General features: G+C 58.0%; 14 protein-coding genes. 7 read left to right on the top strand and 7 right to left on the bottom strand.

Annotation, left to right across the window (positions count from 1 at the left end; translation table 11 throughout):
- Positions 1-118: 118 nt before the first annotated feature.
- Positions 119-1,099: an NADPH:quinone oxidoreductase family protein gene (locus tag ACJO5Y_RS09865; protein WP_406986800.1), complete on the bottom strand. Its 981-nt coding sequence runs from the start codon at positions 1,097-1,099 to the stop codon at positions 119-121.
- 224 nt (positions 1,100-1,323) lie between these two features.
- Here ACJO5Y_RS09865 and ACJO5Y_RS09870 point away from each other — a divergent pair, with 224 nt between their 5' ends.
- From ACJO5Y_RS09870 to ACJO5Y_RS09890, 5 genes are all read left to right on the top strand, one after another.
- Positions 1,324-1,938: a trimeric intracellular cation channel family protein gene (locus ACJO5Y_RS09870; protein ID WP_406986802.1), complete on the top strand. Its 615-nt coding sequence runs from the start codon at positions 1,324-1,326 to the stop codon at positions 1,936-1,938.
- Between the two features lie 147 nt (positions 1,939-2,085).
- Positions 2,086-3,384, top strand: a complete 1,299-nt coding sequence (locus ACJO5Y_RS09875; protein ID WP_406986804.1) for an NCS2 family permease — start codon at positions 2,086-2,088, stop codon at positions 3,382-3,384.
- Positions 3,385-3,412: 28 nt separating this feature from the next.
- Positions 3,413-3,955, top strand: a complete 543-nt coding sequence (locus ACJO5Y_RS09880) for an adenine phosphoribosyltransferase (RefSeq protein WP_406986806.1) — start codon at positions 3,413-3,415, stop codon at positions 3,953-3,955.
- Between the two features lie 16 nt (positions 3,956-3,971).
- Entirely contained in the window at positions 3,972-4,634 is a 663-nt protein-coding gene (locus ACJO5Y_RS09885; RefSeq protein WP_406986808.1) for a fumarylacetoacetate hydrolase family protein, read from the top strand.
- A gap of 48 nt (positions 4,635-4,682) precedes the next feature.
- Complete coding sequence (locus tag ACJO5Y_RS09890) at positions 4,683-5,996, top strand: ABC1 kinase family protein (protein ID WP_406986810.1); 1,314 nt, start codon at positions 4,683-4,685, stop codon at positions 5,994-5,996.
- A 13-nt stretch (positions 5,997-6,009) separates the two neighbouring features.
- Here ACJO5Y_RS09890 and ACJO5Y_RS09895 read toward each other — a convergent pair whose 3' ends face one another.
- The 4 genes from ACJO5Y_RS09895 to ACJO5Y_RS09910 all read right to left on the bottom strand — a co-directional run bounded on the left by ACJO5Y_RS09895 (position 6,010) and on the right by ACJO5Y_RS09910 (position 9,038).
- Positions 6,010-6,480, bottom strand: a complete 471-nt coding sequence (locus tag ACJO5Y_RS09895; RefSeq protein ID WP_406986813.1) for a hypothetical protein — start codon at positions 6,478-6,480, stop codon at positions 6,010-6,012.
- 15 nt (positions 6,481-6,495) lie between these two features.
- The gene (locus ACJO5Y_RS09900) at positions 6,496-6,876 is read right to left on the bottom strand and encodes a DUF6152 family protein (RefSeq protein ID WP_406986816.1); all 381 of its coding nucleotides are present in this window, start codon (positions 6,874-6,876) and stop codon (positions 6,496-6,498) included.
- 81 nt (positions 6,877-6,957) lie between these two features.
- On the bottom strand, positions 6,958-7,635 hold the full coding sequence (locus tag ACJO5Y_RS09905; RefSeq protein WP_406986818.1) for an SIR2 family NAD-dependent protein deacylase: 678 nt from the start codon (positions 7,633-7,635) through the stop codon (positions 6,958-6,960).
- Positions 7,635-9,038, bottom strand: coding sequence for a D-2-hydroxyglutarate dehydrogenase (locus tag ACJO5Y_RS09910; protein ID WP_406986820.1), 1,404 nt, complete (start codon positions 9,036-9,038; stop codon positions 7,635-7,637). Before ACJO5Y_RS09910 ends, ACJO5Y_RS09905 begins: the two co-directional genes overlap by 1 nt.
- A gap of 189 nt (positions 9,039-9,227) precedes the next feature.
- Between ACJO5Y_RS09910 and serA the strand changes: the two genes are divergently transcribed.
- Positions 9,228-10,457: a phosphoglycerate dehydrogenase gene (gene serA / locus ACJO5Y_RS09915; protein ID WP_406986822.1), complete on the top strand. Its 1,230-nt coding sequence runs from the start codon at positions 9,228-9,230 to the stop codon at positions 10,455-10,457.
- A 78-nt stretch (positions 10,458-10,535) separates the two neighbouring features.
- Here serA and ACJO5Y_RS09920 read toward each other — a convergent pair whose 3' ends face one another.
- Positions 10,536-11,837: a S8 family peptidase gene (locus ACJO5Y_RS09920; protein ID WP_406986824.1), complete on the bottom strand. Its 1,302-nt coding sequence runs from the start codon at positions 11,835-11,837 to the stop codon at positions 10,536-10,538.
- A gap of 222 nt (positions 11,838-12,059) precedes the next feature.
- On the opposite strand from ACJO5Y_RS09920, the gene ACJO5Y_RS09925 reads away from it, so the two are divergent.
- The gene (locus ACJO5Y_RS09925) at positions 12,060-12,344 is read left to right on the top strand and encodes a sll1863 family stress response protein (RefSeq protein WP_406986826.1); all 285 of its coding nucleotides are present in this window, start codon (positions 12,060-12,062) and stop codon (positions 12,342-12,344) included.
- Positions 12,345-12,404: 60 nt separating this feature from the next.
- Here the strand turns inward: ACJO5Y_RS09925 and ACJO5Y_RS09930 are convergent, their stop codons facing one another.
- Positions 12,405-13,061: a YiaD family glycine zipper/OmpA-like lipoprotein gene (locus ACJO5Y_RS09930; protein WP_406986828.1), complete on the bottom strand. Its 657-nt coding sequence runs from the start codon at positions 13,059-13,061 to the stop codon at positions 12,405-12,407.
- Between the last annotated feature and the right edge of the window lie 6 nt (positions 13,062-13,067).

Here is a 13,067-nt window from a genome sequence, read left to right on the forward strand (position 1 = left end):
CCATGGATGGCCGGAACGAAGCGCACAGGGATGTGCTCGTAGCGGTTTTTGGGAAGGCCTGCCCGACATGGCGTCACCACCAATCCAGGCAGGCTAGGATCCCAAGCCGGAATTCAGATCAGGAACCGACCTTAAGCACCACCTTCCCGGTAGCACGCCGTTCGGTCAGGGCACCCAAAGCCTTGGCGTAGTCCTCGAACTCGAACACTTCGCTGATTTTCGGATCGATCTTGCCCTCGGAATAAAGCTTCATCAGCTCCATCATGTTCTGGGCGCTGGTCTCTGGCTCGCGTTGGGTGAAGCTGCCCCAGAACACACCGACCACGGAACAGCCCTTGAGCAGCGTCAGGTTTGCCGGAATCTTGGGGATATCGCCGGCGGCGAAGCCGATGATCAGGTGGCGGCCGTTCCAGGCCATGGCACGCAGGGCCTGTTCGGTGAAGTCGCCGCCGACCGGATCGTAGATCACATCCACGCCTTTGCTATTGGTGAGCTTCTTCACCGCCTCTTTCAGGGGCTCTTCGGTGTAGTTGATCAGCTCATCGGCACCGGCTGCCTTCGCCACCGCCAACTTCTCCGCTGAACTGGCCGCTGCAATGACGTGAGCACCCATGGCTTTGCCCAGTTCCACTGTAGCCAGGCCCACGCCGCCGCTGGCGCCCAGTACCAGCAGGGTTTCACCCGGCTGCAGGTTGGCGCGTTGCTTCAGGGCGTAGTAGGAGGTGCCGTAGACCATGGAAAAGGCGGCGGCCTTTTCGTCGGGCATGGCATCAGGTACCGGCAGCAGGTTCTGTTCCGGCGCCACGATTTCCTCGGCGAAGGCGCCGTAACCGGTCAGGCCGGCCACCCGGTCACCCGGTTTGAAACGGGTCACCTTTTCGCCGACCTCGATCACTTCACCGGCCATTTCACCACCCGGTGAAAATGGCAGCGACGGTTTCAACTGGTACTTGTTTTCGATAATGAGGGTGTCAGGAAAGTTCAGGCCCGCCGCCTTAACGCGAATTTTCACGCCGTGGCCTTTCACATCGGGACTCGCGACATCTTCAATCACCAGCTTTTCTGCCGGTCCGTATTCTTTACAGAGAATGGCTTTCATTGAGTGACTCCATTGTTATTGGGAATAACGTAAATGCCGTTTTTGATTCCCATCAAGCTAAACAGAGTCACTCCATGAAGCAAATAAAGATATCTTATCCATCCGCATTAGAGTTATTTATAGCCTATGGTTAACCAGGGATGAATCCGGTATGAATTTAAGCTATCCTGCGCGCACTCAAACCCGGCTGGTTCGCCGCTGTTTCCTGTCTTTCACGGTCTGTTATGTTCGATATCATCTATTTTCTTGAAATGATTGGTGTTGTTGCGTTCGCCATTTCAGGAATGATCGTTGCCCGATCCAAAAATATGGATCCCGTGGGTGTGTTTACCATTGGTTTCATCACGGCACTGGGCGGCGGCACCCTGCGGGACCTGATGATGGACAACCACCCGCTGTACTGGATCCAGCACCAGGAACAACCCATTCTCATTCTCGCCATGGCCATTGTGTTCAGTTACTGGCGTCGGGCGGAAAAAATCCGTGAATCACGAATCGTGTTTCCCGATGCCATCGGCCTGGGCATTTTCTCCATTCTTGGCGCCCAACTGGCGCTTGATCTCGGGCATTCGTGGTTTATTGCGTCCCTGCTCGGCGTGATGACCGGCACCTTCGGTGGCGCACTGCGGGATACCCTGTGTAACGAGGTTCCGTTCATTTTCCGCAAGGATCAGATCTACGCTTCGATCTCATTCGCCGGTTGCTGGCTTTATTTTGTGTGCCAATGGTTCATGGAAAGCGAAACCATTGCCCTGAGTGTGGGCCTGTTGTTTATCGTTATTGTGCGGATGCTGGCTGTACGGTTTGATATCCGGCTTCAACGCGATCCCCATGGCTGAGGGTAATCCGTAATGATGAACCTCCAATCATCCCTTGGCCTGAGACCTCTCAGCCGGTAAGATTGCCGTTTTTTCACACAATTCAGTGTCATCGACTCTTTTCAAACTCGAAACCCTACCCAGCACTCAGTGAGGCAGACCTCCGTCATGCTTGAGCGATTATTTCAATTAAAGGCCCACGGCACCGATGTCCGTAAAGAGGTGGTGGCCGGCATTACTACCTTCCTGACCATGGCCTATATCATTGTGGTCAACCCCAGCATGCTGGAAGCCGCTGGCATGGATTACGGTGCGGTGTTTGTGGCTACATGCCTGGCTGCGGTGATAGGCACGCTGATTATGGGTCTGTGGGCCAACTACCCTATTGCACTCGCACCGGGCATGGGGCTGAACGCGTTCTTCTCGTTCACCGTGGTGGGCAGCATGGGCTACAGCTGGCAGGTGGCCCTTGGCGCCGTGTTCATTTCCGGTTTCCTGTTTTTCCTGCTGAGCATTCTCAAAGTCCGGGAATGGATCATTAACAGCATTCCGCTATCCCTGCGCTTCGGCATCTCCGCCGGTATCGGTTTCTTCCTGGCTTTAATCGCCCTCAAGAACGCCGGCATTGTGGTGGATAACCCGGCCACACTGGTGGGCATGGGCGACGTCAAGGGCCCCGAAGCCCTGCTGTTCTTTGGCGGTTTTGCGCTGATCTGCGCCCTGGCGTTCCGTCAGGTCACCGGCGCGGTGATGATCGGCATTATCGCAGTCACCGTGATTGCCATGATGCTGGGCATGGTTGATTACAATGGCTTTGCCTCCGCGCCGCCGAGCATGGCCCCCACCTTCATGCAGCTGGACCTTGCCGGTGCCCTCAACGTGGGCATGATCAGCATCATCTTTGCATTCCTGTTCGTGGACCTGTTTGACACCTCCGGCACTCTGATCGGCGCAGCCCAGCGTGGCGGGCTGCTGGACAAGGACGGCAAGCTGCCCCGCCTTGGTCGTGCACTGATGTCTGATTCCGTAGCCACCATGTCGGGTGCGGCGATGGGCACCTCCACCACGACCAGTTACATCGAATCGACCGCGGGCATCTCCGCCGGCGGTCGTACCGGGCTGACCGCCGTGGTGGTTGCCGCCCTGTTCCTGGCCTGTCTGTTCCTGTCGCCCATTGCCAGCGTGATTCCACCCTACGCCACCGCACCGGCGCTGCTGTTTGTAGCGGTGTTGATGACCTCCGGCCTGAAGCTCATTGACTGGGACGATGTCACCGATGCCGCGCCAGCAGTGGTGACTGCGCTGATGATGCCGCTGACCTTTTCCATTGCCAACGGCATTGCACTCGGCTTCATCACCTATGCTGTACTGAAAGCACTCAGCGGCCGCTGGTCTCACCTGAACGCCAGCGTGATCATCATTGCCGTTGTTTTCGTTTTGAAATTCATGTTCCTGGACGTGGCGTAAGGCACTTCCAGCGTTTTCCGGACAATTTATGGATTACTTTGCAGAGAGCATCAAAAAAGCCATCCGCACGGTGCCTGACTGGCCCAAGCCCGGCGTGGCCTTCCGTGACATTACCACCGTCCTGCAGGACCGCACGGCCTTTCGCAAGCTGATTGACGCCTTTGTTCACCGTTACCATGGGCAGAACATCGACGCCGTTGCCGCCGTGGATGCCCGGGGCTTCATCATCGGATCGGCACTGGCCTACGAACTGAACGCCTCACTGGTACTGATCCGCAAGAAAGGCAAACTGCCCTTCGATACCCTGGTGGAAGATTACGAACTGGAGTACGGCACCGCGTCCGTGGAACTCCACAAGGATGCCTTCAAGCCCGGCGATAATGTGGTGCTGGTGGACGACCTGATTGCCACCGGCGGCACCATGCTGGCGGCCGCCCGGCTGATTCGCCGTATCGGCGCGGAGATTGTCGAAGTGGCGGCAATGATTGATCTGCCGGATCTCGGCGGCTCCCGCAAGCTGCAGCAAGAGGGATTGCAGGTATATACTGTTTGCTCCTTTGAAGGCGACTAGTAAACAGGAGACGGCCATGCCCGACTATCAACACCACTGGAAGGACGGCACCCCCGTTCACCTGCCCCTTGGCAAGATTGTCTGCATTGGCCGCAATTACACGGAACACGCCCGGGAACTGAACAACCCGGTACCCGACGAGCCGCTGCTGTTTATCAAGCCCTCCACGGCTGCAGTCCACATGACTCGACCGCTGGACTTTCCCCGGGACCGGGGGGAAGTTCATTTCGAGACGGAACTGGCGGTCCTTATTGGCCGCCCCCTCACCAACGCCTCCCCCAGCGAGGCAGAAGCCGCGATTCTGGGCTTCGGGCTGGCGCTGGATCTGACCCTCCGGGATGTCCAGACTGTGCTGAAAGAGAAGCGCCACCCGTGGGAGCGGGCCAAGGCCTTTGACGGCGCCTGCCCCCTGTCGCCCTTCATTGCAGCGGATAAACTCAGGAAAGACCATCTGACGTTTACCCTCGACATTGACGGACAGCGCCAGCAGACTGGCAACACCCGTGACATGCTCAACCCGGTCATCCCCCTGATTGCCCATATGAGCAGCCAGTTCACCCTGATGCCGGGAGACGTGGTGCTGACAGGAACGCCGAGTGGCGTGGGGGCACTCGCATCCGGACAGATCCTGTCCCTTGAACTGGAAGACGCCCTGTTTGTCGAAACCCGGGTGATTTAGCGTAAGATTGGTACCAAACGTTTCCGCCGCTCAGGACGTACTCAGTACATGGCTAAAAAACCGGTGACCTCCCGTAGTGGACGATTCTTCAGACTCGCAGGCATGACCGCATCCGTCGCCGGGCAATACGCCGGGCAACGGGCTCGCCGCCTGTTTCGTACAGAAAACGACGAAGGCGCCCAAAGCGAAAGCTACACCCGCATGGCCGACCAGATTGCTGATACGCTGGGGGAGCTGAAAGGCGCGGTAATGAAGGTGGGTCAGATTGCGTCCCAGACCCAGGATTTCCTGCCCAAGGAGTTCTCCGACGCCCTCGAACGACTGCAGAAAGAAGCGCCGCCGATGCCATTCGATGTGATCGTCGCGCAAGTGGAATCCGAACTCGGAAAACCGGTGCCGGAGCTGTTTGAATACCTGCAGGAAACGCCCTACGCAGCCGCCTCCATCGGCCAGGTCCACCGGGCGCGCTTGCACGATGGCACCGATGTGATTGTCAAAGTGCAGTACCCCGGTGTGGACGAATCCTGCGACAGCGACCTGAAGCAGTTGCGCCTGGCCCTGAAACTCGGTGGCCTGCTGAAGATGCCGAAAGAACACGTGGACCAGCTGTTCGGTGAAATCCGTGTCCGCCTGAAAGAAGAGCTGGACTACGAGAACGAAGCCCGCAATCTGGAGGAGTTCCGCGAGTTTCACGCCAAGGATGACTGGATCATCATTCCCCGGGTGTTTGACAGCCACTCATCAAGACGTGTGCTGACCATGGAGCTGGTGGAGGGCGATCACATCAACGCCATCACCCCCGTGAAGTACAGCCAGGACACCATCAACCTGATCGGTCACCGTATCTTCACCATGATGGCGGACCAGCTGTTCCGGTTTCAGTGCATCCACGGTGACCCCCACGCGGGCAATTTTGCTTACCGCCCCGACGGCTCCATCATCCTGTATGACTTTGGCTGTGTGAAGAAACTCAAGCCGGAGATTGTCGAGGCCTACCGCAAGGCGCTGGTGTCCGCACTGGACGAAGATTACGCGGCACTGGACCACCACCTGATCGCCCTGGGCGCGCGGGTGGAATCACAACCGGCGGTGGACGAGGCCTACTACGCCATGTGGCGGGACATTCTCATCGTGCCTTTCAACCAGAGCGAGCCCTACGATTTTGCGGAATCCGACATCCACAAGCAGGTAGCCGCCAAAACCACCACGGTGTTCAAGTATCTGGACTATTTCAAACCGCCGGTGGAAAGCATCTTCATCGACCGGATGATCGCCGGCCATTACTGGATGCTGAAACGGCTGGGGGTGCAGGCGGCATTCCGCACGGAACTGGAGAAGTACCTGCAGCAAACCTCAGGCTGACAAGCCGTAGCGATCAGAAGTACCCCACAAGACGGCCAAGCAGCAGCACAGAGCACCAGCCAACCAGCGAAATCAGGGCACAGACCTTCAGTTCCCGGGGTGGCGGCCGGTTACTGATGTCCGGCAACGGATGCCGGACCATAACGACCGCAACATTGATCAGGGATACAAGCAAAACTGCCATTTTGCTCAGGAACCAGGGGGAGGCCAGGTAATCGGAGGCACGGGCGAGAAACAGCAGGAGCCCGGTGATAATTGCCAGTGCCAGACCGACGGCCACCGTCGCTCTCAGCGCACGCCAGAACGGCAGCAGTGGCAGCCCCGGCCACAGACCCAGTATTTTCAGATCCAGCGGGATGATACCGCCCACCACCACCGCTATCCCCAGCACGTGCCCGGCATTGACCAGCGGGTACAGCCATACGGAATCCCGTAATCCCTCGGCCAGAGCGGTCTGCTCCAGGAATAGCGCGACCTCCTGCATACCCTGCCCTGGCGCTCAGGAGGGACGACCGGGATAGAGGTTGTACTCCTTGCCATCAATGACAATGCGTTCGGCCTTGACCAACCGCTCCCCTTCCCGTGCGGACCGATGGCCGTGAACCGTCAGCACCTGGCCGTCAGACAACAACTCATCCGTGAGGCCGACTCGTTCATTGCGCCAGGGCTGCCCCACTTCAATCACCCACTCCTGGCCTTCAACATCCAGTGTGACTTCGCCATGAGGATTACCCAGGCGCTTCCCGGTCACTGTACCGGTAATTTCAAACTCTTCATCGGTCGCCCAGCCCCAGCCGTGATGGGCAGTAGCCATGGCCGAACCAAGAACAAGAAGTGCGAACAGCGAGATCGAAACAATAGTGCGGTAGTTATGCAACATGACTGCCTCCTGCATCGGACTTTTACTTGAGACTAGCTCAAGACCCGAAACTGAGACAGGCCGTCAATCCGGAGGTTCAGTCTACCGCAAGCCGGCAACCCATTCGGCCACTCCCTCACACGCCCCCTTGCGGATTACCCGGGCCCTGGAGACGGAAGCCGGCTCACCCGGATCGATGACGGTGATGGGTACATCAAAATCGGTTTCGTAAACCAGGCCAGCGGCAGGATAGACCTGCAGGGAGGTCCCGACAATCAGCAGGTGATCGGCGGTACGGACTACCTCTGCCGCCTTCTCCAGCATCGGTACTTCCTCACCGAACCAGACGATATGGGGTCTGAGCTGGGCGCCCTCGTCACAGGTATCACCGGGGCTGATATCCCGGTAACCGATGTCATACACCAGCTCCGGAAAGCGGGAACTGCGGGCCTTGGTTAATTCACCGTGCAGGTGGATCACGCTGGAGGAGCCACCGCGTTCGTGAAGATCGTCCACATTCTGGGTGACCACCGTAACCCGGTAGCGCTCTTCCAGCTGCGCCAGCAGCCGGTGAGCCTCATTGGGCCGGGCGGACTCAAGCTGACGACGGCGCTCATTGTAGAACTGCAGCACCAGTTCCTGATTACGGACAAAGGCCTCCGGGGTGGCCACATCGTACACACTGTGCTGCTCCCACAGTCCGCCGTTGTCACGGAAGGTGGAGAGTCCGCTTTCGGCGCTGATGCCAGCGCCGGTCAGTACAACGATGTGATCCTGCATCAGTCGAATATCTTGCCCGGGTTGATGATGCCGTTGGGGTCGAAGACCTGCTTGATCCCTTTCAGATAAGCGATCTCCGCTTCACTGCGGGTATAATGCAGGTAGGGCTTCTTGGTCATGCCCACGCCGTGCTCGGCGGAGACACTGCCCTGGTAACGCTCGACAATCTCGAACACCCACTTGTTCACCTGTTGGCACTTCTCGAAGAAGTCTTCTTTCGCCATGTCTTCCGGCTTGAGGATGTTCAGGTGCAGGTTGCCGTCACCGATGTGGCCGAACCAGATGATCTCGAAGTCCGGGTAATGCTCGTTCACCACGGCGTCGATTTCCTGCAGGAACTGGGGCACTTTCGACACCACGACAGAGATATCGTTCTTGTAGGGCGTGCGCGGCGCAATGGACTCCGAGATCCGCTCCCGCAGCTGCCATAGATTGTTGGCCTGGGTTTCGCTCTGACTGATCACACCGTCCAGTACCCAGCCGCTTTCCACGCATTGCTCGAACAGGGCCATGGCGTCATCCATGACCTGATCGGATACCGCTTCGAACTCCAGCAAGGCGTAATACGGGGCTTCGGTTTCGAACGGCGCCTGCACCTGGCCGTGGGCCAGCACGTGCCCCATGGCTTCGTGGGAGAAAAACTCGTAGGCGGTCAGGTCGATCTGCTTCTGGAAGGTCTGCAGCACATCCATGGTGTTGGTCAGGTCGTTCAGACCCAACACCAGAACCGTCAGATTATCCGGCTTGCGGGACAGCTTCATGGTGGCTTCGGTGATAAAGCCCAGCGTGCCTTCGGCCCCGATAAACAGATGACGCAAGTCGTAACCGGTGTTGTTCTTTTCCAGGTCCTTGTTCAGGTCCAGGATATCGCCCTTGCCGGTCACGACCTTGAGGCCGGCCACCCAGTCCCGGCTCATGCCGTAACGGATCACCTTGATGCCACCGGCATTGGTGGACAGATTGCCACCCAGCTGGCTGGAGCCGGCAGAGGCGAAGTCCACCGGGTAATACAGGCCATTCTCTTCCGCGAATGTCTGCAGCTGTTCGGTGATGACACCCGCCTGACACCGCACGGTGCGGTCACTGGCGCTGAAACCCAGAATCTGGTTCATGTTATCGAACGCGACCACCACCTCGCCGTTGGCAGCAACCGCACCCGCGCTCAGGCCGGTCCGACCGCCGGACGGCACCAGTGCCACCTGGTTGTCGTTGGCGAAGGTCACCAGCGCCTGCACCTGCTCCGTTGTTTTCGGCAGCACGATGGCCAGCGGCTTGGGCGGATAGATTTTGGTCCAGTCCTTGCCGTAGTTTTCCAGGTCTGCCGGATCGGTCAGCACTTTACCGGGGGCATCCCCTGCGGCAATCAGCTCTCTCAGCGAAGCGATAATCTGTTCGGAATTCATGAAGCTATCAGTCTCGTAAGGGTTGGACGGCGGGCCTGTATTCAGCGAATCACGGGGCCGTTGATTCAGGCAATCCGACGCGCTGTGAAAATCTGCGTTTATGGTATCATACCGCCCCTGTTCTGTGAGCCAGCCCGACGATCCTGGCTCCAGGTCATTTCACGTGACGAAAGGTTCGGAAGCAAGCCCATGTCAAATACGTCTCTCGAAAAGAGCAAAATCCGGATCCTGCTGCTGGAAGGCGTGCATCAATCTGCCATTGATACCCTGAATGCCGCAGGCTACACCAACATCGAGTACCTGACTCACTCGCTGGCCGAGGAAGACCTGATTGAGAAGATTGCCGATGCGCACTTCGTCGGGATTCGCTCGCGCACCCAGCTGACCGAGAAAGTATTTGATGCCGCCGAAAAACTGGTGGCAGTGGGTTGTTTCTGTATCGGCACTAACCAGGTGAACCTCCAGGCGGCTACTCGCCGGGGTATCGCCGTATTCAACGCCCCCTTCTCCAACACCCGCAGTGTGGCCGAGCTGGTGCTGGCCCAGGCTATCCTGCTGCTGCGTGGCGTGCCCGAGAAAAGCGCCAAAGCCCATCGCGGTGAATGGCTGAAATCCGCCAAGAACAGCTACGAGATTCGCGGCAAGAAGCTGGGCATCATCGGCTATGGCAACATTGGCACCCAGTTCAGTGTGCTGGCTGAAGGCCTGGGCATGGACGTTTACTTCTACGATGTGGTGTCCAAGCTGTCAATCGGTAACGCCACCCAGGTAGGCACCCTGCAGGAACTGCTGAACATCTCGGATGTGGTTAGCCTGCACGTGCCGGAAACTCCGTCGACCAAGTACATGTTCAAGGCCGAGCAGTTCGCCCAGATGAAACCCGGCTCGATCCTGATGAATGCTTCACGGGGTACGGTGGTGGATATTGACGCTCTGGCCGATGCCCTCGGGAGCGGCAAACTCCTTGGCGCCGCCATTGACGTGTTCCCGGTTGAGCCCAAGTCCAACGACGAGGAATTTGTCTCTCCGCTGCGGGAATTCGATAACGTGATCCTGACGCCGCACGTTGGTGGCTCCACCATCGAGGCCCAGGAAAACATCGGTCGTGAAGTGGCGGAGAAGCTGGCCATGTACAGCGACAACGGTACGTCTGTGTCTTCCGTGAACTTCCCGGAAGTAGCCCTGCCTTCACACCCGAACCAGCACCGTCTGCTGCACATTCACGAGAACGTGCCCGGCGTGATGTCGGAAATCAACCAGGTGTTCTCGGAGAACGGCATCAACATCTGCGGCCAGTATCTGCAAACCAAGGAAGACATTGGCTACGTAGTGATCGATGTCGACAAAGAGTACGGTGAGCTTGCTCTGGAAAAACTGATCCACGTCAAGGGCACCATTCGCTGCCGGGTTCTGTTCTGATCAGATCGATCCCGAGTACGCAAAAAGCGGGAGCCGAGGCTCCCGCTTTTTGTTATGCCAGTGAAAAACTCAATACAATTATTGAGGCGCGCGCAGCAACAAATTGGGCGAACCGGCCTTGATACCTCCCAGAACATTCGCCGTCGCGATTTCCAGAATGGCGGAACCCACCTGATCCGGGCTCAAGCCACCCTGATCACCCACCACCAACGCCGCAACACCCGCCACATGGGGCGAAGCCATTGAAGTGCCGCTTATGGTGTTGGTTTCAGTATCGGTCTGATACCAGGCAGCCGTGATGTCCGATCCGGGTGCAAACAGGTCTACACATTCACCATGGTTGGAGAAGGACGAACGCTGATCCTCACGGGTGGTGCTTCCCACCGTAATGGCAGCCTCCACACGGTTCGGCGAACCGGAGCAGGCATCGGCATCGCTGTTACCAGCGGCGACAACAAAGGTCACGCCTTGCTGGATGGCGCCTCGCACCGCATGATCCAGGGCATCCGAATCACCACCTCCCAGGGACATATTGGCAACCGCTGGCGCCTGGTGATTGGCCGCAACCCAGTCCACGCCGGCAATCACATCGGCATTCGAACCTGCGCCGGAGCAATCCAGCACCCGCACCGCCGCTACCGAAGCGGCCTTGGCGACTCCATATTGCGAGCCCGCTGCCGTGCTGGCCACATGAGTTCCGTGACCGTTACAGTCGGTCGTATCAGCCGGGTCGGTTTCCCCGCCAAGGTTCAGCAGGGGACCGAGCAACGGCAGACCTCCTGCGCCTAACAGGCCGGCGTCGTTTACCGCGAAATTACGCCCTTCAATCACACGCCCGGTAAACTCCACATGACTGTCACGGAGGCCGGTATCGATAATATACACATTGGCGCCCGCCCCGGCGGACGCGGGGTAACGGTAGCGCTCATCCAGCGGCAGTACCTGCTGGTCAATCCTGTCCAGCCCCCAGGTCGCACCTTGCTGAACTTCGGTGTTGGCGGCAACAATACGATCCGGTTCCACCGCAAGCACCCCTGGCAGGGATGACAGCAGGCCAGCCTGTTCGTCGGTCATTGTGACCGCGGCCCCGGTCAGGGCTGTGCTATACAGATGAAGAATTTCTCCGCCACCAACAGCCAGCAACAGGGACTCGACCCCCGCCTGCAGATCCGCCAACCCGAGAAGGTCGGGCAATTCCGGATTGAGGGTGACAATGTAGCGACCTGGCAATACGTCTCCAGGCTGCAATGCCTGTTGCCCGGTTTCATCGCTGGATTCGCCAGTGAACCCGAGGCCGCCCAGCAGGCTCCCGTGGATTGCGGGTGCGGAAGCGGCCAGAGCTACACCAAGACAGGCGGCAGGCAATATTCGGCTGGTCATAGGGTTCGTTCCTTCACTTGTCATTATTAACGTTGTTGAGCGTGACAATCTGTCACAACCAACACCCTGACCAACAGGGCATCAAGGGCCAAAACGTGACGAAGTTAACGTTATTTAACCGGCTATTTTTGATTCTCACTTGAGAAACAGCCAATAACGTCCATGGTTAATAGGGAAAGCGTTTGTTCAAGTCGCACGCACAACCATAGACAGGAGTGAACTATGTCACTGAAGGATTCTCTGCTGACCAAACTGGAAACCCAGACAGAGCGTTGGAGCAAGCAGATCGACAGCCTCAGGGCAGACGCCGAACACAAGATGGCAAAAGCCAGAGACGACCAGGCAGAGGCCGAGATTCAGAGAGAGTTCTCCGAGAAGGTACAGCAACTGGAGGACCGTATTGAGGATGCCCGCAAGAAACTGGGAGAGGTACGGGATTCCGGCGAAGACCGGCTTCAGGATCTCAAGGACCGCATTGATGAATGGCTGCCCAGCAATACCAACTAGTCACAAAAAAGCCCCGGAGCGATGATGCACCGGGGCTTTTTTTGATAACCGCATCAAACCTTACTGCATCGGCACCAGCGTCAGCTCGACCCGACGGTTCTGCTCCCGTCCGGAAGCACTGTCATTGGACGCGATCGGATAACGCGGGCCATAACCCACTGCCCGGGTACGCTTGGGCTCAATGCCCTGGTTGAGCAGAAAGTCCCGCACGGAGCCGGCACGGCGCTCACTCAACAGCTGGTTGTAGTTCTGTGCACCGGTGCTGTCGGTATGACCGTCGATCTGGATGATGGTCTTGTCGAACTCCTTCAGAACCAGGCCGACGGACTCCAGGGTGTTGCTGAAGGAGGGCTTGATCGTGGATTGGTCAGTATCGAAAGTAATGTTGCCTGGCATGACCAGCTCAATCTCATCACCGTTACGCACGACCCGCACACCAGACCCTTCCAGTTTGCGGCGAAGCTCGGCTTCCTGCTTGTCCATGTAGTAACCGATACCGCCACCCACTGCAGCACCGCCAGCGGCGCCAATCAACGCCCCCTTGCCACGGTCACTGCTGCTTGACGTTGCAGCGCCCACAGCGGCGCCACCAATGGCGCCAATGATGCTACCCTTGGTTGCACTGGAGGTTTTTTCTTCCCCGGTATACGGGTCATAGGTCATACAGCCACCCAAACCAACGGTGGCAACGGCAAAAGCGAGAACAGTTTTCTTCACAGCTTA

Origin of the sequence: Marinobacter alkalisoli (genome assembly GCF_045449855.1) — a bacterium.
Lineage (GTDB): Bacteria > Pseudomonadota > Gammaproteobacteria > Pseudomonadales > Oleiphilaceae > Marinobacter.